The organism is Streptomyces puniciscabiei, assembly GCF_006715785.1.
Taxonomy (GTDB): Bacteria; Actinomycetota; Actinomycetes; order Streptomycetales; family Streptomycetaceae; genus Streptomyces; species Streptomyces puniciscabiei.
In genome coordinates this window covers 850922-876094 of sequence record NZ_VFNX01000002.1, presented here as the reverse complement: position 1 = coordinate 876094, position 25173 = coordinate 850922, and the positions used below count along the sequence as shown (strand labels likewise).

General features: G+C 73.0%; 26 protein-coding genes and 1 pseudogene. 18 read left to right on the top strand and 9 right to left on the bottom strand.

From position 1 onward, the window contains the following. Positions 1-11: 11 nt before the first annotated feature. Positions 12-1049 (bottom strand): acyl-CoA dehydrogenase family protein, encoded by a 1038-nt coding sequence (locus FB563_RS35000; RefSeq protein WP_055704644.1) that lies wholly within the window; start codon positions 1047-1049, stop codon positions 12-14. Positions 1050-1161: 112 nt separating this feature from the next. On the opposite strand from FB563_RS35000, the gene FB563_RS34995 reads away from it, so the two are divergent. Beyond that, entirely contained in the window at positions 1162-1512 is a 351-nt protein-coding gene (locus FB563_RS34995; RefSeq protein WP_055704645.1) for a YciI family protein, read from the top strand. 2 nt (positions 1513-1514) lie between these two features. Here the strand turns inward: FB563_RS34995 and FB563_RS34990 are convergent, their stop codons facing one another. Then, complete coding sequence (locus tag FB563_RS34990; RefSeq protein WP_055704646.1) at positions 1515-2519, bottom strand: metallophosphoesterase family protein; 1005 nt, start codon at positions 2517-2519, stop codon at positions 1515-1517. After that, a complete protein-coding gene (locus FB563_RS44555; RefSeq protein ID WP_234357604.1) occupies positions 2516-3037 on the bottom strand; it encodes a cupredoxin domain-containing protein in 522 nt (173 codons plus the stop codon). The genes FB563_RS34990 and FB563_RS44555 overlap by 4 nt, the downstream gene beginning before the upstream one ends. A gap of 164 nt (positions 3038-3201) precedes the next feature. On the opposite strand from FB563_RS44555, the gene FB563_RS34980 reads away from it, so the two are divergent. The 9 genes from FB563_RS34980 to FB563_RS34940 all read left to right on the top strand — a co-directional run bounded on the left by FB563_RS34980 (position 3202) and on the right by FB563_RS34940 (position 12039). Next, positions 3202-3804, top strand: coding sequence for a sigma-70 family RNA polymerase sigma factor (locus tag FB563_RS34980; RefSeq protein WP_055704647.1), 603 nt, complete (start codon positions 3202-3204; stop codon positions 3802-3804). Positions 3805-3829: 25 nt separating this feature from the next. After that, positions 3830-4630, top strand: a complete 801-nt coding sequence (locus FB563_RS34975) for an anti-sigma factor family protein (protein ID WP_055704665.1) — start codon at positions 3830-3832, stop codon at positions 4628-4630. A 120-nt stretch (positions 4631-4750) separates the two neighbouring features. Further along, a complete protein-coding gene (locus tag FB563_RS34970; protein ID WP_079048577.1) occupies positions 4751-5179 on the top strand; it encodes an ATP-binding protein in 429 nt (142 codons plus the stop codon). Between the two features lie 123 nt (positions 5180-5302). Continuing rightward, positions 5303-6505: an RNA polymerase sigma factor gene (locus FB563_RS34965; protein ID WP_055704648.1), complete on the top strand. Its 1203-nt coding sequence runs from the start codon at positions 5303-5305 to the stop codon at positions 6503-6505. Positions 6506-6619: 114 nt separating this feature from the next. Beyond that, a complete protein-coding gene (locus FB563_RS34960) occupies positions 6620-7942 on the top strand; it encodes an aldehyde dehydrogenase family protein (protein ID WP_055704649.1) in 1323 nt (440 codons plus the stop codon). Positions 7943-9038: 1096 nt separating this feature from the next. Further along, positions 9039-9419 (top strand): BlaI/MecI/CopY family transcriptional regulator, encoded by a 381-nt coding sequence (locus tag FB563_RS34955; RefSeq protein WP_055704650.1) that lies wholly within the window; start codon positions 9039-9041, stop codon positions 9417-9419. Continuing rightward, positions 9416-10342: a M48 family metalloprotease gene (locus FB563_RS34950; RefSeq protein WP_055704651.1), complete on the top strand. Its 927-nt coding sequence runs from the start codon at positions 9416-9418 to the stop codon at positions 10340-10342. The genes FB563_RS34955 and FB563_RS34950 overlap by 4 nt, the downstream gene beginning before the upstream one ends. 179 nt (positions 10343-10521) lie before the next feature. Then, a complete protein-coding gene (locus tag FB563_RS34945) occupies positions 10522-10914 on the top strand; it encodes a VOC family protein (RefSeq protein WP_055704652.1) in 393 nt (130 codons plus the stop codon). 45 nt (positions 10915-10959) lie between these two features. Further along, complete coding sequence (locus FB563_RS34940) at positions 10960-12039, top strand: adenosine deaminase (RefSeq protein ID WP_055704653.1); 1080 nt, start codon at positions 10960-10962, stop codon at positions 12037-12039. Here FB563_RS34940 and FB563_RS34935 read toward each other — a convergent pair. Both FB563_RS34935 and FB563_RS34930 read right to left on the bottom strand, forming a co-directional pair. Next, positions 12021-12536, bottom strand: a complete 516-nt coding sequence (locus tag FB563_RS34935; protein WP_142219156.1) for a mycothiol transferase — start codon at positions 12534-12536, stop codon at positions 12021-12023. The two genes, FB563_RS34940 and FB563_RS34935, sit on opposite strands and share 19 nt — an antisense overlap. Before the next feature lie 111 nt (positions 12537-12647). Further along, positions 12648-13550, bottom strand: coding sequence for a LysR family transcriptional regulator (locus FB563_RS34930; protein WP_055704655.1), 903 nt, complete (start codon positions 13548-13550; stop codon positions 12648-12650). A gap of 145 nt (positions 13551-13695) precedes the next feature. Between FB563_RS34930 and mgrA the strand changes: the two genes are divergently transcribed. Then, positions 13696-14688: an L-glyceraldehyde 3-phosphate reductase gene (mgrA, locus tag FB563_RS34925; RefSeq protein ID WP_055704656.1), complete on the top strand. Its 993-nt coding sequence runs from the start codon at positions 13696-13698 to the stop codon at positions 14686-14688. Between the two features lie 167 nt (positions 14689-14855). Here mgrA and FB563_RS34920 read toward each other — a convergent pair whose 3' ends face one another. Next, positions 14856-15140 (bottom strand): DUF1905 domain-containing protein, encoded by a 285-nt coding sequence (locus FB563_RS34920; RefSeq protein ID WP_055704657.1) that lies wholly within the window; start codon positions 15138-15140, stop codon positions 14856-14858. Positions 15141-15238: 98 nt separating this feature from the next. Continuing rightward, entirely contained in the window at positions 15239-15622 is a 384-nt protein-coding gene (locus tag FB563_RS34915; protein ID WP_055704658.1) for a nuclear transport factor 2 family protein, read from the bottom strand. Positions 15623-15948: 326 nt separating this feature from the next. On the opposite strand from FB563_RS34915, the gene FB563_RS34910 reads away from it, so the two are divergent. From FB563_RS34910 to FB563_RS34890, 5 genes are all read left to right on the top strand, one after another. Continuing rightward, on the top strand, positions 15949-16359 hold the full coding sequence (locus FB563_RS34910) for a hypothetical protein (RefSeq protein ID WP_055704659.1): 411 nt from the start codon (positions 15949-15951) through the stop codon (positions 16357-16359). Between the two features lie 70 nt (positions 16360-16429). Continuing rightward, positions 16430-18769, top strand: coding sequence for an FHA domain-containing protein (locus tag FB563_RS34905; protein WP_142219155.1), 2340 nt, complete (start codon positions 16430-16432; stop codon positions 18767-18769). Positions 18770-18807: 38 nt separating this feature from the next. After that, positions 18808-19359 carry a hypothetical protein gene (locus FB563_RS34900; protein ID WP_055708054.1) on the top strand — a complete coding sequence of 184 codons (552 nt, stop codon included), beginning with the start codon at positions 18808-18810 and terminating at the stop codon, positions 19357-19359. Then, the gene (locus FB563_RS34895; protein WP_055708055.1) at positions 19359-20360 is read left to right on the top strand and encodes a serine/threonine-protein kinase; all 1002 of its coding nucleotides are present in this window, start codon (positions 19359-19361) and stop codon (positions 20358-20360) included. Before FB563_RS34900 ends, FB563_RS34895 begins: the two co-directional genes overlap by 1 nt. A gap of 33 nt (positions 20361-20393) precedes the next feature. Next, positions 20394-20618 carry a hypothetical protein gene (locus FB563_RS34890; protein ID WP_055708056.1) on the top strand — a complete coding sequence of 75 codons (225 nt, stop codon included), beginning with the start codon at positions 20394-20396 and terminating at the stop codon, positions 20616-20618. A gap of 6 nt (positions 20619-20624) precedes the next feature. On the opposite strand, the gene FB563_RS34885 is transcribed toward FB563_RS34890, so the two are convergent. Continuing rightward, the gene (locus FB563_RS34885; protein ID WP_055708057.1) at positions 20625-21893 is read right to left on the bottom strand and encodes a streptophobe family protein; all 1269 of its coding nucleotides are present in this window, start codon (positions 21891-21893) and stop codon (positions 20625-20627) included. 201 nt (positions 21894-22094) lie between these two features. Here FB563_RS34885 and FB563_RS44550 point away from each other — a divergent pair. Together FB563_RS44550 and FB563_RS34875 are read left to right on the top strand one after the other, a co-directional pair. Then, positions 22095-23318, top strand: a pseudogene (locus FB563_RS44550) (DUF6777 domain-containing protein); the annotation flags it as partial. A 467-nt stretch (positions 23319-23785) separates the two neighbouring features. Then, positions 23786-24238, top strand: a complete 453-nt coding sequence (locus tag FB563_RS34875) for an ATP-binding protein (RefSeq protein WP_055708060.1) — start codon at positions 23786-23788, stop codon at positions 24236-24238. 33 nt (positions 24239-24271) lie between these two features. On the opposite strand, the gene FB563_RS34870 is transcribed toward FB563_RS34875, so the two are convergent. Then, positions 24272-25156 carry an RNA polymerase sigma factor SigF gene (locus tag FB563_RS34870; RefSeq protein WP_055708061.1) on the bottom strand — a complete coding sequence of 295 codons (885 nt, stop codon included), beginning with the start codon at positions 25154-25156 and terminating at the stop codon, positions 24272-24274. Between the last annotated feature and the right edge of the window lie 17 nt (positions 25157-25173).

Genomic DNA, 25173 nt, shown 5'->3' with positions numbered 1-25173 from the left:
GAGGGCCCGGCTCAAGTACCTCCCAGCGCCCGCAGATGTGCCGCCCGGGTCTCGGCCGTCTGCCCCTGCACCAGCAGGAACAGCGCCTCGCGGGCGAGGCGCTGGGCGCGGCTCGTCAGGGCCATCGAGCGGCCGCCCCCGGCCACCACGGCTGCCGTGGTGGCCGTACGCAGCACCTCGTACGCCTCCGCGCGCACCGCCAGCCGTTCCGCGACCCGCTCCAGCGGTTCCGGATGATCGGCCAGGGCGTAGGCCCGGCGGCGGACGTCGGCGAGCCGGGCCGTGAGCGGGGCCGCCGTCTCCGCGTCCAGCAGGGAAAGGGCGGTCTCGGTGAGGCCGAACACCGCCGGGCCCGCGTTCAGCGTCCTGGCCCGGTCCCGGGGCGCCAGGCGCTCGTACGGCATCCGCAGGGCCACCGACTCCTCGGGCAGCCACAGGCCGGTCAGCTCGAGTGACACCGTGCGCGCGGCGGTGAGCGCCGCGAGGCGCACCGGTTCCGAGGCCCGCAGCCCCGGCTGGTCGCGCGCCTCGGCGAAGGCGAGCAGCGCCTCGCCCGCGTCGGTCACCCCGGCGAGCAGCATCACGTCGTTCAGGCCCCACCCGGTGTACCAGGGCACGGTCCCCTCGAACCGCCAGCCGCCGCCCTCCCGGCGGACGCGCACCGGGACGCGCGGATACGACCGCAGATGCGCGTACGCCACCCCGGACATCAGCTCGCCCCGCGACAGCGGCCCCAGCAGCCTCTCGCGGACCGGGAGTTCGCTCTGGGCCAGGATCTGCACGGGCGTGTGGTGCTGGGTCTGCACAAACCACGTCGAACAGCACGCTCCGGCCAGGATCTCCGCGATCCGGCGGACCACGTCCGGCGGTGCGCCCGAGCCGCCGCACGCGACCGGAGCGCCCGCCCCGAGCAGCCCCGCCCGCTTCACCGCCTCGATGTGGCTCGTCGGCACGCTCTCCTGGTCCACCCGCTCGGCCTCCGGGATCAGCAGGTCCGTGGCGAGCCGGTGGGCGCGGTCGAGGAGGGGGTGCGCGGTGGTGGCTGTCATACGGGAGATTCTTCCGAAGATTTCTTCCGGCGACGTGTCGATCCGGGGGCCGGCCGTTCGTGTAGGAGGCGTCTCGCAGCCGAGAGACCCTGAAGTCATCGAGGAGGACATCATGAAGCACTACCTGCTCAGCGTGGTCCAGCCGACCGGCGTGACCCCGCCCGCCCCCGACGCGCTCGCCGCGATCATGCGCGACGTCGAGGCCTTCAACGACGAGCTGCGCGCCGCCGGAGCCTGGGTGTTCGCCGGCGGTCTGCACGGCCCGGAGACCGCCACCATGCTGCGCCCCAAGGACGGCGAGGTGCTCATCACCGACGGCCCGTACGCCGAGGGCAAGGAGTACCTGGGCGGGCTGTGCCTGATCAGGGCCGCCGACCTCGACGAGGCCCTGGAGTGGGGCCGCAAGGCCGCACTGGCCACGACGCTGCCCATCGAGGTACGGCCCTTCGTGGACCAGCACTAGCCTCATGCCAGCCGCTCGTCCTTGATCGCCAGCTGCTGGTCTCCCCGCCGGTAGTCCACGGTGCGGATGCCGAGCGCGTCCTTCAGCTGCCGGGCGGGCACGACCTGCGGGGCCGGGGCGGGTGCCCGCCCCGGCTCGGGCAGCGGGTAGGCGGTCGTGGTGGCCGAGTGGAAGGTGATGTTGCCCTCCGTCTTGGTGAACAGCTGGTGGACGTGTCCGTTGAGGCAGGTGACCGAGGAGAAGCGGCGCAGGAGCGCGATCACCTTCAGCGCGTCGTCCGTGCTCCAGCCCCACTTCGGGTACATGGCGAACAGCGGGATGTGGCTGAAGACCACCACAGGGGTGTCCGACGGCAGGCCCGCGAGGTCCCTGCGTACGAAGTCGATCTGCGCGTTGCCGAGATGGCCGAGCTTCTCCAGGCTCAGGGTGTTGACCAGGGCGATGAAGTGCACACCGTGGGTGTCGAAGCTGTACCAGCCGTCGCCGAGCGTGCCCCTGCCGAAGACCTGCCGGTAGGTGCGGCCCGCGTCCCCGATGGAGTCGTGCTCGCCCGGCACGGTGAAGACACGGTCCGTCCGCAGCCCGGTCATCATCTGCCTGACCTGGTCGAACTGCCCCGCCGTGGACAGGTGGGTCAGGTCGCCGCTGTGCATGACGAAGTCGGGCCTGAACCCGAGCCCGTTGACCTGACGGATCGCTTCGGCGAACGAGCCGGCCACGTCCGTGTTGGCCGGACCCTGGAAGCCGATGTGACTGTCGGAGACCTGCACGAACCGCAGCGCAGAACTCGGTGCCGCGGCGGCCCGGGCGGTGGCGTCCTGGGGGCCGGCCACATGGCTGAACACCTCTCCGCCGGCCACGGTGAGCACGACGGCGCCGCCGAACCACCCCGCGTGACGCATGAGTTGGCGCCGGGTCATGCCGTGTTCCGCAGCGGGTCCCTCGGCGCCGCCCGCCGGGTCCGGGCTCGGCTGATCGTCGTACGCGGTCGTGTCGTGCGCGGTCATGGGGTCACCTCCACCGTGCCGGTCATGAACGGATGGATGGTGCAGACGTAGGCGTAGCTGCCCGGCTTGGTGAACGTGTGGGTGTAGGTGCCGTGCGTGGCGAGGGCGGGGGAGTGCAGCGGGCCGCCCGGGCCGGTGCTGGTGACGGTGTGGGCGTCGGTGTCCTGATTGGTCCAGGTCACCGTCGTGCCCGCCTTGACCCTCAGCGTGGCCGGGGAGAAGGCGAAGTTCTTGATCGCCACCGTGTCCGCGGACACCGGCGTCGCGGCGGTGGTCCTCCCCGGCGAGGTCATGGGCATGGTCATGCCGGGCGGCGCCGAGCTCATGCCGGGCGACGCCGGGGTGCCGGGCATCCCGGCGAGCCGATGCTGACCCGGGCCGGGCGTGAGGGAGCCGGTGCCCGAGGAGCGCGGCGACTGGCCGCACGCGCTCAGGAGTCCCAGTGCACCGGCGGTGGCAAGGGCCAGCCCCGCCGCACCGCGCGATCGGCGCCCCGGGGAGCGGAAGTTGAGGTACATGATGTTCATCCCCACTGATCAGGTGATGCCGTGTGCGACGGCTCATGCCTGGTTTCACGGGTGGCGGTGCCGCGGGGTTCGGTGGATATACATGTTTTTATGGATTTCCCTGAACTAACTGGGCATGGCACGACAAACCAGTGCATATGAGTGATGATCGGCGTATGCCATGGAGTGCCCGAAAACGTGGCGAAGCGGCCGATCCCCATCGCTCCGGGCGCCGTGTCTCGGGTAACGGGACCATTTCGACCACGGACGAGGAACTGCTCCGGGCCCTGTACGCCGAGCACGCGGGCCCTCTGTTCCACTACGTGCTGCGACTGACGTCAGGAGACCGGCAGTGGGCCGAGGATGTCGTGCAGGAGACGTTGCTACGGGCATGGCAGCACCCCGCCGCGTTCGACCCGGAACGCGGTCCGGCGCGCGCCTGGCTGTGCACGGTCGCCCGGCGCCTGGTCATCGACGCGCACCGGGCCCGGCAGGCGAGGCCGGCGGAGGTGGGCGGCGACGCCCTGGAGCGGGCCGCGGAGCGGACGCCGGGCGAGGACCGGATCGAGCAGGCGCTGCAGAGCTGGGCCGTGGCCGACGCCATCCGGACGCTGTCCGCGGACCACCGCGCCGTACTGCTGGAGACGTACTACCGGGGCCGGACCGTGGCGGAGGCCGCGCGGGTGCTGGGCATCCCGCCGGGCACCGTCAAGTCGCGGTCGTACTACGCCCTGCACGCCCTGAAGCTGGCGCTGCGGGAACGGGGCATCGAGCCATGACCACGGCGTGGAGGAGGTGCCGGCCGTGAACGCGGACCATGACGACCATGACGCCCTCCGGCTGTCGCTGGGCGGGTACGTTCTGGGCGCGCTGTCCCCGGCGGAGACCGCCCGGGTGCGTGCGCATCTCGAGGACTGCGACGCGTGCAGGGCGGAACACGCCGAGCTGGCCGGGCTTCCGGCGCTGCTGGCGACGGTCACCGCGGCGGAGGCCGAGGGCCGGCCCGTGCCGGTCGGTGAGGAGCACCCGGCGGACCGGCTGGTGCGCCGGGCGGCGGAGGGTGCCGGGGGCTCACGCCGGCCGCCGACCGGCACGGCCGAGGTGCCCCGGGCTCAGGAGGCGAGCCTGCTCGACCGGCTGCTCGAGAAGGCCGCCGCCAGGCGCCGCAGGACTTGGCGGCGGCAACTGGCCGGTGCGGTCGCCTCGCTGACGCTGGTCGCCGGCGCGGCGGTCGGCGGCACCTGGCTGGCGATCAGCGGGTCCGTGGCCGGTCAGGCGAGACAGCCCGCACCGGTCACGCCCGCTCCGTCGCGCGTCTTCGCCGGAAGCGACCCGGGCACCGGTGTCACGGCCACGGTGCGGGTCTCGCCCTCGGCGTGGGGCAGCGTGGTGCAGATCTCCGCCCGGGGCGCGCCCGCGGGCATCACCTGCCGGCTGCAGGCGGTCGGCCCCGGTGGAACCAGGGCGGACGCCGCCACCTGGCGCGCGGGCGAGTACCCGGCCGGCACCACCGTCCCCGGCGCGGTCCCCCTGTCCCCGTCGGCCATCGAGCACTTCGAGATCGTCGCGGGAAACGGTCAGAAGCTGGTCACGATCCGGGCGTGAGGAGTGGGTTCACATCCAAAAAGTTGAACAAAAGGCGTGAATCGCTCGAACCATATCTGCTCGTCGTCCGTAGAACTGAATGAGTGCCCACAGGTTCCTACGCAGAAGAGCCAGAAGACCATGTACGTGACCGATTCCGCCCGCGCCGGCCCGCCCGCCGCACCGTTCTGCCGGCACCAGGCGACCCTCACCCTGCCCGCGCAGGAAGCGCATGTCCCGGCCGCCCGTCATCTCGCGGCCGAGCTGCTGGAGTGCTGGCACGTGCCCGAGAGCGACCGGGACTCCGCCGTCCTCATCGTCGACGAACTCGCCGCCAACGCCGCCCAGTACGGCCGCGAACGCATGACGCTGCTACTCGCCCTCGACGGCGGCACCCTCCACATCGTGGTCAGCGACTCCGGAACGGCGGTCGAGCGCGTCCGCCACGACGTGGCCCCGGACGAGCACGGGCGCGGCACCGGCATCGTCGACTCCCTCGCCCAGTCGACCGAGGTCCACCAGACGTGCGGCGGCCGGGAGGTCCGCGCCTGCCTGCGGTGCTCGGCGTGATCGAGCCCGTACGCTTCCGGCGACCGGCCACCGCAGGACCGCTGCCGTCCACCCGGCCGCACCCCACCCACGGCCGGTGTCGTCCGGGGCGCGGCGTGATCGGACAGAAGGGTACGGGCGCCCATGCCGGACACCGTCGATGTCGAGGCCGTCTTCCGCGCCGAGTACGGACGCGCGGTCTCCGTCCTCGTCCGCTACCTCGGTGACATCGACCTCGCCGAGGAGGCCGTGCAGGACGCCTTCACCACCGCCGTACGCACCTGGCCGGAGACCGGGGTGCCGCCGAGCCCGGCCGGCTGGATCATCACCACTGCCCGCAACCGGGCGATCGACCGGCTCCGCCGCGAATCCACCCGGGACGCCCGCCACCTGGAGGCCGCCCGGCTGCACGCGCCCGACGCACCGCCCGAGGAGGGCCCCGTGCGCGACGACCGGCTCCGGCTGATCTTCACGTGCTGCCACCCCGCGCTCGCCCTGCAGGCCAGGGTCGCCCTCACCCTCCGCCTGCTGGGCGGACTGAGCACCGCCCAGATCGCCCGCGCCTTCCTGGTGCCGGAACCGACCCTCGCCCAGCGCCTGGTCCGGGCCAAAGCCAAGATCCGCGACGCGGGCATCCCGTACCGGGTTCCCCGCGACGCCGACCTGCCCGAGCGGCTCGGCGGCGTCCTCGCGGTCGTCTACCTCATCTTCAACGAGGGCTACACCGGTGATCCCGCCCTGTGCGCGGAGGCCCTGCGCCTCGGCCGGCTGCTCGCGGCGCTCATGCCGGAGGAACCCGAGGCTGTCGGCCTGCTCGCGCTGATGCTGCTGACCGAGTCCCGGCGGCCGGCCCGGCTCGGCGCGGACGGCGTCCTGGTGCCGCTCCCCGAGCAGGACCGCACGCTGTGGGACCGCGAGCTGATCGCCGAAGGCCAGGACCTGGTCCGGCGCTGCCTGCGGCACGGCCGGCCGGGGCCGTACCAGATCCAGGCCGCGATCAACGCCGTGCACAGCGACGCGTCCGCCGCCGGGACCACCGACTGGGAGCAGATCCTGCGCCTGTACGACCAGCTGATGGCCGTGGCGCCGTCCCCGGTCGTCGCCCTGAACCGTGCGGTCGCCGTGGCGGAGACGGAGGGGCCGGCCGTCGCGCTGGACCTGGTCGACGCCCTCGGTCTCGACCGCTATCACGTGCTGCACGCCGTCCGCGCCGACCTGCTGCGCCGCCTGGGCCGCACCACCGAGGCGGCCACCGAGTACAGCCGGGCCGCCGAGCTGGCCGGGAGCGAGGCCGAGCGGGCCTACCTGGAGCGCCGCCGGCGCGAGACCGAGCCCATGGCGACGTGACCGGTGTCACCGCGGGCCCCCGGAATGAACTTGAGGACCTTAAAGGTTGGCAAATACATCCACCGAGACCTAGGCTCGGGCCGAATCCGCCCGTGCACCCCCAGCGAGGCATCCGTGACCCATCCCGCCAGCGAGCAGCCCGCCGACATCGTGGCCCGGCTGCGCGCCACCTTCGCCACCGGCCGCACCAAGCCCGTCGAGTGGCGCACCGGCCAGCTGCGCCGGCTGCGCACGATGCTCACGGAGCGCGGCGCCGACCTCGCCGCCGCCCTCCACGCCGACCTGGGCAAGAGCAGCACCGAGGCCTACCGCACCGAGATCGACTTCACGATCCGAGAGATCGACCACACCCTGGACCACCTTCAGGAGTGGCTGAGCCCGGAGCCCGCGCCGGTCCCGGCCCATCTGGGCGCCGACGCGACGGCCTGGACGCAGTACGACCCGCTGGGCGTCGTGCTCGTCATCGCCCCCTGGAACTACCCGGCGCAGCTGCTGCTCGCCCCCATGGTGGGTGCCCTCGCCTCCGGCAACGCGGTGGTCGCCAAGCCGAGCGAGCTGGCCCCCGCCACCTCGGCCGCCCTCGCCGAGCTGATCCCGGCCTACCTCGACACCGACGCGGTCGCCGTGGTCGAGGGCGGCGTCCCGGAGACCACGGCCCTGCTGGCGGAGCGCTTCGACCACATCTTCTACACCGGCAACGGCACCGTCGGCCGGATCGTGATGCGCGCCGCCGCCGAGCACCTCACCCCGGTCACCCTCGAACTGGGCGGCAAGTCCCCGGTGTTCGTCGACCGCGACGCCGACCTGGACGTGGTCGCGGACCGGCTCGCCCGCGGCAAGTTCCTCAACGCCGGCCAGACCTGCGTCGCCCCGGACTACGTCCTGGCCGACCCGGAGACCGCCGCCGCCCTGGAGACCGCCCTGGTGCGCGCGGTGGAGACGCTGTTCGGCGCCGACCCGGCGCAGTCCCCGGAGTACGGCCGCATCGTCAACGAGCGGCACTTCGACCGGCTCTGCGGCCTGCTGGGCTCCGGCCGGGTCGCGGTCGGCGGCCACGGCGACCGCGACGCCAAGTACATCGCGCCGACCGTCCTCGCGGACGTCGACCCGAAGTCGCCCGTGATGCAGGAGGAGATCTTCGGCCCGATCCTGCCCATCGTCACCGTGTCCGGCCTCGACGAGGCGATCGACTTCATCAACGACCGTGACAAGCCGCTGGCGCTGTACGTCTTCAGCGAGTCCGAGCGCACCCGCGCCCGCATCGCCGCCGAGACCTCCTCCGGCGGCCTCGGCCACGGCCTGCCCCTCGCCCATCTCACCGTCTCCGACCTGCCGTTCGGCGGCGTGGGGGAGAGCGGCATGGGCAGCTACCACGGCCGCTACTCCATCGAGACGTTCAGCCACCGCAAGGCGGTCCTGGCCAAGCCCCTGCACTGAATTCCCCTGCGCGGCACGGCGGATGTGCGAAACTCCGCCGAACGACCGCTGACTTGATCACCGCGGATGCCTCCGCCACCTGCCGGCTCGGCGACCTGCCCAGCGAGCTGATCACCCCGGCCGCCGCAGGATCCTTCTCCGGAACGGCGGCACCGGGCGCCGCCCCGGGTCCGGTCTCCCATCGTCTCGGGACCGGCGGCCCGGGCCGTGGCCCGTTTCCTGGTCTTGGAGGACGGGGGCCCGGGCCTCGCCTCGGTTCTCGGGCTCCTGTACGGCGGCTCCCCGAAGGTGGCCGGCCGTGGGTCCCGATCTCGGACGGCCGCCCCAGCTGTCCACCTGGGTCCCATCGTCCCGGGAACGGCGGCCCCAGCCCTTGCCCAGGTCCTGGCCTCGGGGACGGGAGCCCGAGCCGTGGCTGCCGGTCCCTGGGCTGCGGGGCCATGGCCGTGCCCTCGGCCCGGTCCTTCGGTCTGCGGGTACGGCGGCCCGAGTTGCCGCGCGGAGCGCCGGTCCTGGGGACGGCAGCCTCAGCCCCGGGGCCCCGGTCCTGGGGACGGCGGCCTCAGCCCGGGGTCCCGGTCTCGGGACGGCGGCCTCAGCCCCGGGCCCCGGTCTCCGGGACGGCGGTCCTGGCCGCAAAGGGCCCTGGTCTCGCAACGGCGGCCTCAGCGCCAACCAGCCCCGGGCCCGGTCTCGGGACGGCAGCCCCAGCCGTCCTGCCTGGTCCCCAGTCCGGGGACGGCGGCCCCAGCCCCGGGGTCCCGGTCTCGGGACGGCGGCCCCAGCCCCGGGCCCCCGGTCTCCGGGACGGCGGTCCTGGCCGCAAAGGGCCCCGGTCTCGCAACGGCGGCCTCAGCGCCAACCCAGCCCGGGCCCCGGTCCCGGGACGGCATTCCCAGCCGTCCTGCCAGGCCCCCGGTCCGAGGACGGGGTCCCAGGCTTGCTGCTGGGGGCCTGCCAACCCTTGACGGCGGTCCCCGTGCGAAGCGGCCCTCCCATAATGGGGGCCGGGTCACAGCCGTACGAAGGCTCGATTGACTACCATCGTGTAGACGGTCGTCCGGGCCGCACACGAAGACGGGGTGAGGGACGTTCCATGACCGAGGCGAAGGACGAGCGCCGGCCGGCCGGTGAGCTCGAGGCGAGCGTCATGGCCGCGCTGTGGGCCGCCGGCGCCCCGCAGACGCCCGGCCAGGTCCAGCTGAGCCTCGGCGCCGACCTGGCGCGTACGACGGTGACCACGATCCTCACCCGCCTGTACGACAAGGGCGTCGTCGAGCGGCACCGCCACGGCCGCGGCTACGCCTACCTCCCGGTTCGGGACGTCCAGGACGCGCACGGCCTCACCGCCCGCCGGATGCACAGCGAACTGGACCGGGACAGCGACCGTGAAACGGTCCTCGCCCGCTTCGTCGCCCAGCTCAGCCCCGACGACGAGCGGATCCTGCGGGACCTGCTCGAATCCGACGAACGATGACCGCACTCCTGCTGCTGCCCCTGCTGCTGCCCTTCGCCCTGCCGGCCCTGGCCCGCCGGGCCCTGGACCGGCTGGCCCCGGTCGCCGCGCTGTGGGCCGTCACCGGCTGTGCGGTCGTGCTCGCCGGCTGCTCGCTGGCCGCGCTCGGCTCGTTCGTGCTCATCGGACTGCTCAAGGTCCCGCTCTTCGCCGCGGTCGGCGAGCTGATCCACCCGCTGCGCACGGCCTCGGACCTCGTCGTCCTGCCGGCCGCCGCGACCTCGGTCGGTGCGCTCGCCGTCTGCGGCTGGGCCCTCGTCCGCTCGGTGCTGCACCAGAGCCGCGCCTTCCGCGCGGCCCGCACGGAGGCCGGGCGCCGCCCCTCGGCCGGCGACCTGTGCGTGGTGGACTCGCCGCGCCCGGACGCCTACGCGCTGCCCGGCCGCCCCCACCGCATCGTCGTCACCACCGCGATGCTGCGCAGCCTGGACGGCCCCGAGCGAGAGGCGCTGTTCGCGCACGAGCGGGCGCACAACGACGGCCGCCACCACTACTTCCTCGCCGCCGCCGAACTCGCCGCGCACTGCCATCCGGCGCTGCGCCCGGTCCGCGAGACCATCCGCCTCGCCGCCGAGCGCGCCGCCGACGAGGCCGCCGCCGCCAGCGTCGGCGACCGGCGCCTGACCGCCCGGGCCATCGCCCGCGCGGCCCTCGCCGGACAGACGGTCCGTAGCGAGCGCCCCGACTTCGCGGCCGCCGCGACCACCGGCCCGGTCCCCCAGCGCGTCCATGCCCTGCTGGCCGCGCCTGGTGTGCCGCGGGCCGGCCGTGCGATCGCCGCCCTGCTCATCGCCTGTACGGCCGTCTCCTGCGCCGCCTCGGTCGCGGGCCTGGCCGACTTCCACCACCGGGTGGAGATCGCCCAGGGCGACGAGACACCCTGACGAGCCGGCCCACGGTCCCTGACGCGCCGCCTCGCATCACCCCACCCCTTGGAACACCCCACTCCTTGGAACACCGCACCCATGCAACACCGCAGAGCAACGCGCGTAGAACAAGGACTGGCGCGGGCTGGGTTTTACGTATAACCTCACCCGCTAACCACCCACACCGGAAGGTCCCGATGCGACGCGTCGCCCTGGTCACCCTCGTCGTCGACGACTACGACGAGGCCATCCGCTTCTACACCGAGGCCCTCGGCTTCCGGCTGGCCGAGGACGCCCCGCGCCCCGACGGCTCCCGCTGGGTCGTCGTGGAGCCGGGCGGCCCGGACACCGGCACCGGCCTGCTGCTGGCACGTGCCAAGGACGAGGCCCAGCGCGCCCGCGTCGGCGACCAGACCGGCGGACGCGTCGGGTTCTTCCTGCACACCGACGACTTCGCCCGCGACCACGCCCGGATGTCCGCGGCCGGCGTGACCTTCCTGGAAGAGCCGCGGCACGAGCCGTACGGCACCGTCGCCGTCTTCCGGGACCTGTACGGCAACCGCTGGGACCTCCTGCAGCCCGCCGACTGACCCTTCCCCGCCGCTTCGAACCGCCTGCTCAAGGAAAGACCCGCCATGACCGCTACGCGCATAGACACCGATGTGATCCGCCGCCTCCCCAAGGCCGTGCTGCACGACCACCTCGACGGCGGCCTGCGCCCGGCCACCGTCGTGGAACTCGCGGCGGAGGTCGGTCACACCCTGCCCACCACCGACCCCGACGAGCTGGCCGCCTGGTACTTCGAGGCCGCCAACTCCGGCGACCTGGTGCGCTACATAGCCACCTTCGAGCACACCCTGGCCGTCATGCAGACCCGCGAGGGACTGCTGCGCACCGCCGAGGAGTACGTGCTGGACCTCGCCGCCGACGGTGTGGTCTACGCCGAGGTGCGCTACGCCCCCGAGCTGAACACGAACGGCGGGCTGTCGCTCAGCGAGGTCGTGGAGACCGTCCAGGAGGGCCTCGCCACCGGTATGGCCAAGGCGGCCGCCGCCGGGACCCCGGTCCGGGTCGGCACCCTGCTGTGCGGCATGCGGATGTTCGACCGGGTCCGTGAGGCCGCCGACCTGGCCGTGGCCTACCGCGACGCCGGCGTCGTCGGCTTCGACATCGCCGGCGCCGAGGACGGCTTCCCGGCCGCCGACCACCTCGAGGCCTTCGAGTACCTGCGCCGCGAGAGCGTCCCCTTCACCATCCACGCCGGCGAGGCCCACGGCCTGCCCAGCATCCACCAGGCGCTGCAGGTGTGCGGCGCCCAGCGCATCGGCCACGGCGTGCGCCTGACCGAGGACATCCCCGACCTCGCGTCCGGCAAGCTCGGCCGGCTCGCCTCCTGGGTGCGCGACCGCCGCATCGCCCTGGAGATGTGCCCCACCTCCAACCTGCAGACCGGCTGCGCCACCTCGATCGCCGAGCACCCGATCACGGCGCTGAAGAACCTCGGCTTCCGGGTCACCCTCAACACCGACAACCGGCTGGTGTCGGGGACGACGATGACCCGGGAGATGTCCCTGCTGGTCGAGGAGGCCGGCTGGACGGTCGAGGACCTGCGCACGGTCACGGTGAACGCCCTCAAGAGCGCCTTCATCCCGTTCGACGAGCGCAAGGCCCTCATCGAGGACGTCGTCCTGCCCGGCTACGCGGCCGCGCTCTGAACCAGTCCCCTGAGGTAGGCGGCCTGTCCGATGTGCTGAAGATCGTCGGACAGGACGCTCACCAGCCGCACGCCCAGGCTGACCGGCGGATCCCAGCGCTCGTCCACGATCCGTTCCAGATCCTTGGCGGCGAGGCCCCGCAGCGCGCCCAGGGTCTGCTCGTGGACGGCGTCGTAGTACCCGGTCAGCAGGTCGGCGGAGTCGACCCGCACCTTCGCGACCTTGGCGGGGCTGTGCCCGTACCCGGTGTCGTGGCGGGGCAGGTCGAGGCCGAAGCGCTTCTCCCAGCCCTGGCCCAGCCACACCTGGTCGAGGTCGAAGGCGTCGGCGATGTGGTCGTCCTGCACCCGGGTGAGATGCCAGACGAGCCAGGCGATGGAGTTGGCGTCGGGCGCCGGGCGGTGGTGCAGCGCGTCCGGTCCGAGGCCGTCGAGGGCGGCATGGACTTCTTCCTGGATGCGGCCGTAGCCGTCGATGAGGATGTCCTTCGCATGCATACCGTCCACCATCCCAAACAGCGGGCGCCCACGCGTCCGCAATGCCGCTTCCGTGAAACCGCGCGCCGTCGGGCGGCGCGCCGCCGTCAGGTGCCGGACCGGCGGCCGGAATCAGGAGACCTGGGCCCCCTGCCCGCCCTCCGTCTCCAGGAGCGCGACGAGCGCCCGCGCGGCGGGGCTGGTGGCGCGGTCGGGCGGCAGCAGCGCCACGGTCTCGTACTCCGTCTCGCCCGTACCCTTCAGCGGCAGCGCCGTGAGCGAAGGCCGTTTGTGCCGGAAGTGCCGGGGCACGACCGCGATCCCCAGGTTCTCGTCCACCAGGTCCAGCAGGCTGTGCACGTCGTTGACCTCCAGCGCGACCGTGCGCCGGACACCGGCCGCGGCGAAGGCGGCGTCCGTGGTGCGGCGCGGGCCCCAGTCCGGGTGGAAGTCCACGAAGACCTCGCCGGCCAGGTCCTGCGGGGTCAGCACCGCGCCCGTCGAGGCCAGCCGGTGGCCGGGATGGCACAGCACGGTCATCGGCTCGCTCGTCAGCGCCACCGAACGCAGCTGGTCGCTGTCTGCCTGGGTGCGGTAGGCGAAGGCGAGGTCGAGCCGGCCGGCCCCGACCTCCTCGGCCAGCGCGCCCGAACCGGCCTGGCGCAACCGGATCTCCACGTCCGGATGCCGGCCCCGGAACGCGGCCAGCAGCCGTGCCGGATGGACCCCGGCGATGCACTGCTCGGTGCCCAGTGCCAGCGTGCCGCGCAGCACCCCCTGCACCGCCGCGACCGCCTCGTGCGCCGCACGGACCTGCCCCAGGATCCGCTCGGCCTCCACCAGCAGCGCCCGACCCGCCTCGGTGAGCGTCACCCGCCGGGTGGTCCGCACGAACAGCGGCGCCCGCAGCTCCCGCTCCAGCGCCCTGATGGACGCCGAAAGACCCGACTGGGACACCATCAGGCGTTCGGCGGCCCGGGTGAAATGCTGGTCCTCGGCGACGGCGACGAAGTGCTGGAGATGGCGCAGTTCCATGATTGAGAAGCCTAGCCGCAGAATTCCATCGGATTCTTCTGTTGGACCGCTGCCCGGGGCGCGGGCAAGAGTGGGACCGGTGACCAGGAGCCCTACGGCTCCGGGGCGCCGGGAACACCGTGTGCCAACCCCCTCTGGAGTCGCGTTGTACACCGCACACCCCGACCGTTACGCCGACATGCCCTACCGGCGCACCGGACGCAGCGGACTGATGCTGCCCGCACTGTCCCTCGGCCTGTGGCACAACTTCGGCCCGGACCGGCCCGCCGAGACGCAGCGGGCCATTCTGCGCCGGGCCTTCGACCTCGGCGTCACCCACTTCGACCTCGCCAACAACTACGGCCCGCCGCCCGGCGCCGCCGAGTCCGCGCTCGGCGAGGCGCTGAAGGCCGACTTCGGGCCGTACCGCGACGAGCTGGTCATCTCCACCAAGGCCGGATACCTCATGTGGCCCGGCCCGTACGGCGAATGGGGCTCCCGCAAGTACCTGCTGTCCTCGCTCGACCAGAGCCTTTCGCGCATGGGCCTGGACTACGTCGACATCTTCTACTCGCACCGCCCCGACCCGGACACTCCGCTGGAGGAGACGATGGGCGCCCTGCACGCGGCGGTGCAGCAGGGCAAGGCGCTGTACGTCGGCGTCTCGAACTACTCCGCCGAGCAGACCCGCGAGGCCGCCCGCATCCTCGCCGACCTCGGCACTCCGCTCCTGATCCACCAGCCGCGCTACTCGATGCTCGACCGGCGCCCCGAGGAGCAGGACCTCCTCACCACCCTGGACGAGCTCCAGATCGGCTCCATCGTCTACTCCCCGCTGGAGCAGGGCCTGCTGACCGGCCGCTACCTCGACGGCATCCCCGAGGACTCGCGGGCCGCGAGCGACAGCCCCTTCCTGAACTCGGACGCGGTCACCGAGGACCTCGTCGCCCGCCTGCGCTCCCTCGACGAGATCGCCAAGTCCCGCGGCCAGACCCTGGCCCAGCTGGCCCTGGCCTGGGTGCTGCGCGGCGGCCGGGTCACCTCCGCCCTGGTCGGCGCGAGCAGCCCGCAGCAGCTCGAGGACAGCGTCGGCACCATCCGCAACCTCGACTTCGACACCGAGGAACTGGCACGGATCGACGCGATCCTGCGGGGCTGATCGCGCCGGGGTCGATGCCGGCCGGTGGTCGGTGACGAGGGGTCATCGGCTGCCGGCGTCGGCCGGCACCCGCTCCGCGCCTGGTGCAGGCCCGCCCGGCACACCCCGGCCCGGCCGCCGGTGGCAGCGGCTGCGGGGCCGGCCGAGCCGTTCCCGCGGGCAACGCATCAACCGAGCCGCTCTTCGAGGCGTACGGTCACGGCGTCGCCCTCCTGCTTGCCGATCGCCTTCCGGATGCCTGCCTTCACGGGGAGCTTGTGCCGGCCGTCGCCCAGAGCCATGAAGGAACTCCGGAACGGGTGGCCGTCGACCGTGCCGCGGACCTTGACCAGGCCGCGGGTGCCGAAGAACTCGGCCGAACGCGGCCAGACCACATAGGTCCAGCCGCCGTCCTGCCCGCTCTTCTCCAGGACCGCGGTGAACTCCACGTCCACCGGACCGCTCGCCTGCATGGTGTGCCTCCTCCTCCGCCGCGCGCGGCGCTCCGTCGGTCATCGTCCGCCAGGACAGACCCCCGCGCGCGGCGGAACTCATCGCAGGCCAGGCGCTGTCAGGCAGTCGCCGGTACCCGGTCCAGGAAGCCCAGGACCTGCCGAATGCGGCCCTCGTCGTCCAGTGTGACGACGTCGAAGCCGGCCACGGGCGCCGAGCCGTCCGCCTCGTCGACCAGCTCCCAGCCGAAGCGCGCCGTGTCGTGGTGTCCGTCCACCGCGCCGAGCGGGCGGAAGACGAACCCGGGGAACTGCTCGTGGGCCGCCGCGATCACCGCCGCGATGCCCTCGTGACCGCGGACGTCGGCGAGCGGGTCGGTGTAGCCGCCGTCGGCGGTCCACGCGGCGGCGACCGCCTTCTTCAGGGCCTCCGGCTCGGTGGCGTTCCAGGCCTCGAAGTAACGGGCGGCGGCGATCTCGTAACGGTTCGTGTTCGCGGACATGGTGGGTCAGCCTCCATCGAGGTCGTAGCTGCTGATAATCGCTGGTCAGGGCCGGATCCGGGGCTTCGCCGATCCGGTGTGACCACCATGCCGGAGCGCCGAGGGGCGGGTCGATTACCTGCCCGGTAATGCCCGGGGGTGCGAAGGCGTGGGTGCATTCAGGCCAGAACGGACGGTGAATATGCCAACAGACTGGCCGGAAAGTCATGGTGACAGTGTTTCGGGAGTGGCGATACTCGAACGTCAGGGGCACTTCACCGCACAGGAGCCGCACGGAGAGCGAGGTCGGGCCGGGCGCGACCAGCGAGGCGACGGGGGAGTGAGGCGTGCACGACGAATTCCTGTGCCATGTCACGGCGTACGGCATGTGCGACGGCCGGCGCATCGGGGTACCGCTCGGCACCTATCGCGCGCCGACGCTGGCCCTGGCCCTGTGGTGGCTGCGCGACCGCGCGTCCTGGATCGCCGAGCGCCTGGACCCGAGCCCGGCGGACCCCGCCTTCCCGGCGGGCTCGCTGGTGCCGGTCGGGGACGCGGTGGCCGACGTACCCGCCCTGCTGCGCGCCTGGTGCGCCGACGACGTCCGGCAGGAGCGGGTGGCCGACGAGCTGGCGGGCGGACGGCTGGTACGGATCGCCGCCAGCGACGACACCACCGAGTACGAGCTGCTCGCCGAGTCCGTCGACGCGCTGCGCATGCAGCGCACCCTGCCGGCGCTGGTCATGCCCGTCGCCTGACACGTGTCCGTCGGCCGGTGCCGCCCCCGCCTCCGGGCGCGTATGTGGGCGAATCGGTAGAATTCTGGCCATGGCGGAGCGGCCGATCGCCCCGACGGCGCCCGAACTCGTCCTGGAGACCGACACGGGCTCCACGCTCATGAGCCCGGGCCATGACTACCACGTCGGACGCGACCCGTTGAGCGACATCGTCCTCGACGATGCCCGGGTCTCGTGGCACCACGCCGTCCTGCGCTGTGACCACGACCGCTGGACCCTGACGGACCGGCACAGCACCAACGGCACCTACGCCGACGGCCGCCGGATCGCCGAGTCGGACGTGCGCCCCGGCAGTGTGATCCGCTTCGGCAACCCCACCGACGGCCCCCGCGCGGTCCTCGCCGGCGCCCCACGGCCCGCCCCTGACCGCCCCTCCTCCGTGTCGCTGCCCCTGCTGACCGGCACCTTCCGCCGGCCCAGCAGTGTGCGCCCGCTGCCGGTGCGCTCGGTCCGCATCGGCCGGGGCACCGACAACGACCTGGTGGTGGACGACCTGATCGTCTCCCGTCGGCACGCCGAACTGCGCGCCCACTCCGACGGCACCTACGAGATCGTCGACCTCGGCAGCCACAACGGCACCTATCTCAACGGCCGGCCCGTCACCCGCGCGGCCCTGGGCCCCGGCGACATCGTCGGCATCGGCCACTCCGCGTTCTGCCTGGTCGGTGACCAACTCCAGGAGTACGTCGACACCGGCGAGATCTCCCTCGACGTCCAGGACCTCACCGTCGCCGTCGACGGCGGGCGCAAGGTGCTCCTCGACCACGTGTCCTTCCCGGTGGGCGAGAAGTGCCTGCTCGCGGTGGTCGGACCGAGCGGCGCGGGCAAATCCACGCTGCTGAACGCCCTGACCGGGCAGCGGCCCGCCGACCGCGGCACCGTCCTGTACGACGGCCGCGACCTCTACCGCGACTACGCCGAACTGCGCCAGCGCATCGGTCTGGTCCCCCAGGACGACATCCTGCACCCCCAGCTCACCGTCCGGGCGGCCCTCACCTACGCCGCCGAACTGCGCTTCCCCGAGGACACCGCCGCGGCCGAGCGACGGGCCCGGGTGGACGAGGTCATCCGGGAACTCGGCCTGGAACAGCGCGCCGGCCAGCCCGTGCACAGCCTCTCCGGCGGACAGCGCAAGCGGGTCAGCGTGGCCCTGGAGCTGCTCACCAAACCCTCGCTGCTCTTCCTGGACGAGCCGACCTCCGGCCTCGATCCCGGCATGGACCGGTCCGTGATGACCATGCTGCGCGGCCTCGCCGACGACGGCCGCACCGTCGTCGTGGTCACCCACAGCGTCCTCAGCCTCGGTGTCTGCGACCGCCTCCTGGTGCTGGCCCCCGGCGGCAAGGTGGCCTACTACGGGCAACCCGACGACGCCCTCGCCTTCTTCGGCTTCGAGCAGTGGCCGGAGGCCTTCGAGGCCTTCGACCGTGATCCCGACCGCGACTGGGCCAGGGAGTACCGCGAGTCGCCGTTCCACCGGCACTACGTCGCCGAGGCCTCCACCCAGCCCCACCACCCGGGTCCGGCCCCCGTCTCCCCGGCACCGCCGCCCCGCCCCCGCGGCTGGGGCGCCCAGCTCGGCACCCTGATCCGCCGTTACGCGGCCGTCCTCGGCTCCGACCGCACCTTCCTGCTCGTCATGATCGCCCTGCCGTTCGTCATGGGCGCCATGGCACGCGCCCTGGCCGGCGGCCGGCTCGCCCGGGACACCGCGATGAACGCGCTGCTCATCCTGTGCGTCGGCGCCGTGCTGACCGGCGCCGCCAACGCGGTGCGCGAACTCGTCAAGGAACGCGTCGTCTACCAGCGCGAACGCGCCGTCGGCCTGCCCCGTTCGGCCTATCTGATGTCCAAGATCGTGGTGCTCGGCACGATCAGCGTCGTCCAGGCCGTCGTCCTCACCCTGGTCGCCCTCCTCGGCGTCGACCTGAACACCCCCGGCGGCCGGGGCGTCCTGCTGCCGCCGCTCGCCGAGATCACGCTGGCCGCCGCCCTGCTCGCGTTCACCGCGATGATGCTCGGCCTGCTCGTCTCCGCGCTGGTGCGCAAGGAGGAGGTGACGATGCCGCTGCTGGTGCTGCTCGCCATCGTCCAGGTCGTGTTCTGCGGGGCGCTGCTCCCGCTCAGCGGTGTGCCGGGACTGGAGCAGCTGTCCTGGCTCGTGCCCTCCCGCTGGGCGCTCGGCGCCATGGCCGGCACGGTCGGGCTGTCCCGGATCGTCCCCGGCAAGCTGACCGCCGACCCCCTGTTCCGTCACTCGACGGGTGTCTGGCTGCTCGACCTGGCCATGCTGGTGGTGCTCTCCGTCGTCTACGGGCTCGTGGTCGCCGTGCTGCTGCGCCGCCGCGAGCCCGCCGTGATGCGGAAGTAGGCGAACGCGATGGCCCCCACGCGGAAGCAGGCGTCCCGATGAGCAAAGCGCCCAGTCCCGGATTCCGGCCCACGCACGTCGTGCCGCCGCGCGGCATGCCCGCCTGGGAGGCCCCCGACCCGGCCCGGCCCACCCTGCCCCTCGACCCGCTGCTGCCGGTCGAGCTCGTGGAGCGGCGCGGCGACTGGGGGTACATCCGCTGCGCCAACGGCTGGGGCGCCTGGGTCGACGGCCGCCGGCTCGTCGCCGTACCCGAGGACCCGCCCGCCGCCGACGGCTCGGCGGACACCGCCGATCCACGGCCCGCGCTGGCCCGCGCCGAGCAGGCCCTGGCCGACTACCGGTCGGCGGTGGAGGAGCTGGCCGCCGGCACCCTGGACGGCGAGGACTTCCAGGACCGCACCCGGGGCCTGAGGATCGGGATCGTGGTCGACGGGGAGTCCATGTGGCTGTACGACCCGGAGGAGGGCCGCTGGGTGTACGGCGACGGACGGCGGCTGACCACCTACGCCACCGACCGGGAGGTCACCGGCGAGGACGGTACCGGGCACGCCCCGACCCGGCTGGTCGCGCCCGAGGGCGAGCGCTGATGGCGCGCGAGACCAGCCTGTTCTCCGGCCGGCCCTCGGAGCTGATCGGCCGGCGGATCGCGGGCTACCTCGTCGAGAGCGAGATCGGGCGCGGCGGCATGGCCGTCGTCTACCGCGCCCGCGACCTGCGCCTGGACCGCATCGTCGCCCTCAAGCTGCTCGCCCCCGAACTCGCCCGCAACGACACCTTCCGCAAGCGATTCACCCATGAGTCCCAGGTGGCCGCGGCGATCGACCACCCGCACATCGTGCCGGTCTTCGAGGCAGGCGAGACCGACGGGGTGCTCTTCATCGCCATGCGGTACGTCTCCGGCAGCGATCTGCGCCGTCTGCTCGACCTGCGCGGACCGCTGCCGTTGCCCGACGCCGTGCGGATCGCCGCGCAGGTGGCCTCCGCCCTCGACGCCGCCCACGAGCACGGCCTGGTGCACCGGGACGTCAAGCCCGGCAACATCCTGGTCGCCGAGGGCATCGACACCGACCACCCCGAGCACGTGTACCTGACCGACTTCGGGCTGACCAAGAAGTCGCTGTCGCTGACCGGCTTCACCAGCGTCGGCCAGTTCGTCGGCACCCTCGACTACGTGGCACCGGAGCAGATCTCCGGCCGCCCGGTCGACGGCCGCTGCGACGTCTACGGCCTGGCCTGCGTCGTCTACGAGGCCCTCGCCGGCCGCCCGCCGTTCCTCCGCGACGACGACATGGCCCTGCTCTGGGCCCACCAGTACGACGATCCGCCCGCACCGAGCGAGGCCTGCCCCGGCCTCGACCCCGCGGTGGACCCGGTCTTCGCCAAGGCACTGGCCAAGAGCCCCGACGCCCGCCACGACACCTGTCTCGCCTTCGTCGCCGCCCTGCGCGCCACCCTGGATTCCGGCGCCGGCCCGGCCGATGCCCGTCCGGCGCCGGGGCCCGACACGGAGACGGACCACGAGGTGAGCGGGCCGCCGAGCCCCCCGCACTGGGCGGACCCGGTGTACCGGTCCGGGGCGACGTCGTGAGACCGCTCAGGGCCCGCTCACCTCGCCCCGCCGGTGGACCCGGTCTTCGCCAAGGCACTGGCCAAGAGCCCCGACGCCCGCCACGACACCTGTCTCGCCTTCGTCGCCGCCCTGCGTGCCACCCTGGATTCCGGCGCCGGCCCGGCCGATGCCCGTCCGGCGCCGGGGCCCGACACGGAGACGGACCACGAGGTGAGCGGGCCGCCGAGCCCCCCGCACTGGGCGGACCCGGTGTACCGGTCCGGGGCGACGTCGTGAGACCGCTCAGGGCCCGCTCACCTCGCCCCGCCGGTGGACCCGCCGGGCCAGCAGGCCGCCCAGGAACCCGGCGACCAGTCCCCACAGCGCCCCCAGGCCCACCGCCCGCCACAGCTCGGGCCTGAGGAACAGCTCGCCGGACAGCCCGCCCCCCAGGTTGCCGATGCCGAGCAGGGAGAGTCCGTAGTGCGCCGAGACACGGCCGACCAGGCAGATCATCAGCACCGCCAGCGCCAGCGCCACGGCCAGGTGTACGGCGTGCTGCCACAGGCGGACCCGGGCCGGTGAGCTAGCGGCCATCTGGAAGGCCACACCCAGCAGCAGGATCGCGTCGACGGCCACCAGCCACCACCACCGGCCGTCGTAGTCGGTGAGCGAGCCGAGGTTCAGCGCGGAGACGTCCGGGGTGCGCAGGATCGCGTCCAGGACGTGCGGGACGGGCAGGCCGAACGGACCGTCCACGCGGCCGTTCCAGGTCGCCCCGAGGCCGATGGTGAGGGCCAGCCAGGCCAGATTGGGCAGGCCGAGCAGGATCAGCGCGAAGGTCGCCGGAGCGTGATCGCGAGTGGCCGCCGTGATCAGCGCGATGACCAGGCCGACGACGACGTACGCGAGGAGCAGCACCACCATCGCGTGCGCCGCCGGGCGCACCGACTCCTGGAACCGCAGCAGCCGCCCCGGCACCGGCGCCCCGCGCGCGACCAGCAGCGCCAGCACCAGCACCCCGGCCAGCCACAGCAGGCCGAACAGCACCGTCAGCGGCACGTCCGTGGTGAAACCGACCCGGGGCGTGACGTCGAACAGGCCGGTCAGGTCGCTGAGCGTGCCGCTGCCCACGTCGACGGCGAAGGTCTGCCGGGCGCCGAGGGCCAGGCCGATCAGCGAGAGCAGCCACAGCGCTGCGATCCGGGCGGCCCAGCCGGCCAGTTCACGGGCCGAGGCGACCGCCCGGTGCCGCAGCGGGCGCAGGAATCCCCCGCCGATCGCCAGCGCGCCGACCAGGGTCACCGACAGCGGGATCACGGTGATCCCGGCCTGGGTCTGCGCCAGCGCGCCCGCGTTGCCGGAGAGTTCCACGCTGCCGCCGACCGCCGTGACCAGGGTCGCGGCCACCACTCGTGGGAAGGCGCCGTCCGGCAGGTCACCCGCTCCGGCCGCCCACAGCCCCAGCGCCGCCACCAGCACCATGACGGCCAGCCCGGTCAGCACCGCGGCCACGGCCTGCGCCCAGCCATGACGGGCGGCGGGCCGCGGGGACACGGTCGGAACGCTCACGGTTGACACGCTATGCAGCGGCCGGGCACCCCGCCCCCCGGGTGGGCCGTTCGCGTCGGCTTGCGAGCGTCACCTCCCTGCGACACACAATGGGATCAATGTGCAGCCAAATGCACCAAACGGTACTTGACTGAGAAAAGCCGCGTATCGCACCGCGCGTCGCACCGCGTACCGCGACGATCGCGACGGGAAGAAGTGCTCGTGAGCGCCGAACCTCCGTCCTCCGGCCGCCCGACCGGGCCGCCCTCCGGCCCGCTGTCGGGCTCCTCCCGGCCCCCGTCCGGACCACCGCCGTCCGGGCCGCCGCCGGGAGGCGGTGGCGGAGCCAGGGGACCGCACGGGCCGTGGTGGAGGTCCGTGCCGCGGGTGGCGGCCCTCACCGCCGCGGTCGTCGCCGCCGTGGTCCTCGCGGTGGTCTTCACCCGTCCGGGTGGCGGATCCTCTGCCAAGGGCGGCGAGGTCTTCCTGCAGTCCGCGAACAGCAGCGGCCAGGACCCGTTCACGGACTCCACCGCGCGGCAGAGTGCCGCCCCGCCCCCGCCTTCCACCTCCGCAGCGCCCTCCGCAACCGCCAACGCGGTGCAGGGAGTCGAGGGCGGGGCGCCCGGCCTGTACGGCGGCACCAACCGCACGCCCGCCTGCGACGTCGAGAAGCAGATCAAGTTCCTGCAGGCCGACCCGGGCAAGGAGCAGGCGTTCGCCTCCGTGGCCGGCGTCCAGCCCTCCGGCGTACCCGCCTATCTGCGCTCTCTGACCCCCGTTCAGCTGCGCGTCGACACCCGGGTCACCAACCACGGGTACCGCAACGGCGCCCCCACCACCTACCAGTCGGTGCTCCAGGCCGGCACCGCCGTACTGGTGGACGGCCACGGCGTGCCCCGGGTGCGCTGCGCCTGCGGCAACCCGTTGACCCCGCCCGTGGCCCAGAAGAGCGCGCCGAAGCTGGTGGGCGCCCCGTGGTCGGCGTACCGGCCCTCCAAGGTGGTCGTGGTGACGCCCGCACCGAAGGTCGTCAACGTCTTCGTGCTCTACGACCCCCACCACGCCAACTGGATCCAGCGCCACCGCGGCGACCAGAACTGCCGGCACGACCAGCACGCGAGCCCGCCGAAGTTCCCGCACCCCTGGAACCCGCCGCAGCATCCGTGCCCGCCGGGTACGACGTGCCGGCCCACGTCCGGCCGGCCGAGCCCGTCGACGTCGACTGCGTCGCCCTCGTCGTCCTCATCGAGCTCGTCACCGTCGCCGTCGAAGTCCTCCCCGTCCTCCTCGCCGTCGTCGTCGAGTGCGTCACCCTCGTCCACGTCCACGTCCTCGTCTCCGTCGCCGTCCTCTTCATCCTCTTCGTCCTCGCGCTCTTCCTCGCCGTCGTCACCGTCGGGGTCGAAGTCGTCGTCGCCGTCCTCGCCGTCGGGGTCGAAGTCGTCCGAGTCGAAGTCGCCGGAGTCGAAGACACCGTCCGAGTCGAAGACACCGTCGGAGTCGAAGTCACAGGAGTCGACATCGTCCGAGTCGCAGGCGCCGTCGACCGAGCGGTCCTCCGCCGGGCCGTCGTCGCCGTCCGCGGGCCCTCCCTCGGCCCGGACCTCGAGCGAGAGGTCGTCGTCGGAGCAGCGGACGGCCGGCTCCGCCGCGCCGCCCTCGGAGAGTTCCGCTCCGGCTCCGGCGACCCCGGCAACGCCCGGCGAGTCGGCCATCACCCCCACTCAGGAGCAGCCGCAGGGCTCGCCTTCGGAGTGAGCGGGCGCGGCCTGCGGTCGCGGCCGGGGCAGCGTGAGCATCGCCACTGTGCGCGGTCGGCGAACGCCCCGGGGGACTGCGGAGCCCGGCACGGGGTACGAGGACAGGTGCAACAGGCGACCGGCCCGGCCGGGCTTTCCGAGAGAGACAGCATGACCAAGCACCTGGGCGGGACAGTGATACCGACTGGTTTCGACGTACCCGTGGAGCCGCTGCGGCGCGCGGCGCACTACACCGGTGAACCCGGTTGCATCGCCGAGGCGCGCGCCTTCGCCGCCCACTTCCTGGAGCAGCTGCGCACCGAGTGGTGCGCCACCGCCGACCGCCGCGCCGACGGCGAGCTGCTCCTCGTCGTCAGTGAACTCGTCACCAACGCCGACCAGCACAGCAACGGCCCGTACATCCTGGAACTGGAAGGCACGGACAACGCCGTCACGGTGAGCGTCTACGACAGCAGTTCCGCCCTGCCCCGCCGCTTCCCCAAGAACCCCGAACGTGTCGGACGGCACGGCATGGAGATCGTGCACGCCCTGGCCTCGGAGGTCACGGCGGAGCGTGTGCCCGTGGGCAAGCGGGTGCGTGCCCGCTTCGAGCTGAGCCGCTGAACGCTGGATGCTGAAGGCTCAGGCGCTGAAGGCTCAGGCGTCGACGAGCATCCCCTGGCGCAGCCGGCTGATGATCCGCTTGATCAGCCGGGACACATGCATCTGGGAGCAGCCGAGCCGTGCCCCGATCTCCGCCTGGGTGGCCTCCTCGACGAACCGCAGGTGGATGATCTGCCGGTCCCGGTCGCTGAGCTCCGCCATCAGCGGGGCGAGCGCGTGGAAGTCCTCCACGAGCCGCAGCCCCTCCTCCTCCACGCCGATGAAGTCGGCGAGCACCGCCTCGCCGTCCTCCGTCCCGCCGCTGGTGAGCGCGGCGTCCAGGGAAGAGGAGTTGTACCCGTTGGAGGCGAGCTGGGCCTCGACCACCTCGTCCTCGGAGAGGTTCATCAGGGTCGCCAGCTCGGCCACCGTCGGATCCCGGTCCAGCCGGCTGGACAGCTCCTCGCGCGCCTTGGCCAGCTCCACCCGCAGCTCCTGGAGCCGGCGCGGCACGTGCACCGCCCACGTCGTGTCCCGGAAGAACCGCTTGATCTCACCGACGATGTACGGCAGCGCGAAGGAGGTGAACTCCACCTCGCGGGCCAGCTCGAACCGGTCGATGGCCTTGATCAGGCCGATCATGCCGGTCTGGACGATGTCCTCCATGTCGTCGCCGCGGCCCCGGAACCGTCCGGCCGCGAACCGCACCAGCGACATGTTCATCTCGATGAGGGTGTTGCGCGCGTACTGGTACTCGTGCGTGCCCTCTTCCAGCTCGGCCAGCCGGCGGAAGAACTGGCGGGACAGCTCCCGTGCGTCACGCGGCGCGACGGACGTCGGGTCCGCGATGCCAGGCAGTGATACAGATTCCTCGCCCGTCCTGTCCTGCTCGGTGCTCTCGGCGACCTCTGCTTCCGACCGGATCCCGGCGGTGTTCATTGCCTCTCCCACGAAAG

Coding starts and splice junctions, on each gene's coding strand:
- FB563_RS35000 (WP_055704644.1), bottom strand. CDS start 1,049: ATGACAGCCACCACCGCGCACCCCCTCCTCGACCGCGCCCACCGGCTC.
- FB563_RS34995 (WP_055704645.1), top strand. CDS start 1,162: ATGAAGCACTACCTGCTCAGCGTGGTCCAGCCGACCGGCGTGACCCCG.
- FB563_RS34990 (WP_055704646.1), bottom strand. CDS start 2,519: ATGACCGCGCACGACACGACCGCGTACGACGATCAGCCGAGCCCGGAC.
- FB563_RS44555 (WP_234357604.1), bottom strand. CDS start 3,037: ATGTACCTCAACTTCCGCTCCCCGGGGCGCCGATCGCGCGGTGCGGCG.
- FB563_RS34980 (WP_055704647.1), top strand. CDS start 3,202: ATGCCATGGAGTGCCCGAAAACGTGGCGAAGCGGCCGATCCCCATCGC.
- FB563_RS34970 (WP_079048577.1), top strand. CDS start 4,751: ATGTACGTGACCGATTCCGCCCGCGCCGGCCCGCCCGCCGCACCGTTC.
- FB563_RS34965 (WP_055704648.1), top strand. CDS start 5,303: ATGCCGGACACCGTCGATGTCGAGGCCGTCTTCCGCGCCGAGTACGGA.
- FB563_RS34955 (WP_055704650.1), top strand. CDS start 9,039: ATGACCGAGGCGAAGGACGAGCGCCGGCCGGCCGGTGAGCTCGAGGCG.
- FB563_RS34950 (WP_055704651.1), top strand. CDS start 9,416: ATGACCGCACTCCTGCTGCTGCCCCTGCTGCTGCCCTTCGCCCTGCCG.
- FB563_RS34945 (WP_055704652.1), top strand. CDS start 10,522: ATGCGACGCGTCGCCCTGGTCACCCTCGTCGTCGACGACTACGACGAG.
- FB563_RS34940 (WP_055704653.1), top strand. CDS start 10,960: ATGACCGCTACGCGCATAGACACCGATGTGATCCGCCGCCTCCCCAAG.
- FB563_RS34935 (WP_142219156.1), bottom strand. CDS start 12,536: ATGCATGCGAAGGACATCCTCATCGACGGCTACGGCCGCATCCAGGAA.
- FB563_RS34930 (WP_055704655.1), bottom strand. CDS start 13,550: ATGGAACTGCGCCATCTCCAGCACTTCGTCGCCGTCGCCGAGGACCAG.
- FB563_RS34920 (WP_055704657.1), bottom strand. CDS start 15,140: ATGCAGGCGAGCGGTCCGGTGGACGTGGAGTTCACCGCGGTCCTGGAG.
- FB563_RS34915 (WP_055704658.1), bottom strand. CDS start 15,622: ATGTCCGCGAACACGAACCGTTACGAGATCGCCGCCGCCCGTTACTTC.
- FB563_RS34905 (WP_142219155.1), top strand. CDS start 16,430: ATGGCGGAGCGGCCGATCGCCCCGACGGCGCCCGAACTCGTCCTGGAG.
- FB563_RS34900 (WP_055708054.1), top strand. CDS start 18,808: ATGAGCAAAGCGCCCAGTCCCGGATTCCGGCCCACGCACGTCGTGCCG.
- FB563_RS34895 (WP_055708055.1), top strand. CDS start 19,359: ATGGCGCGCGAGACCAGCCTGTTCTCCGGCCGGCCCTCGGAGCTGATC.
- FB563_RS34875 (WP_055708060.1), top strand. CDS start 23,786: ATGACCAAGCACCTGGGCGGGACAGTGATACCGACTGGTTTCGACGTA.
- FB563_RS34870 (WP_055708061.1), bottom strand. CDS start 25,156: ATGAACACCGCCGGGATCCGGTCGGAAGCAGAGGTCGCCGAGAGCACC.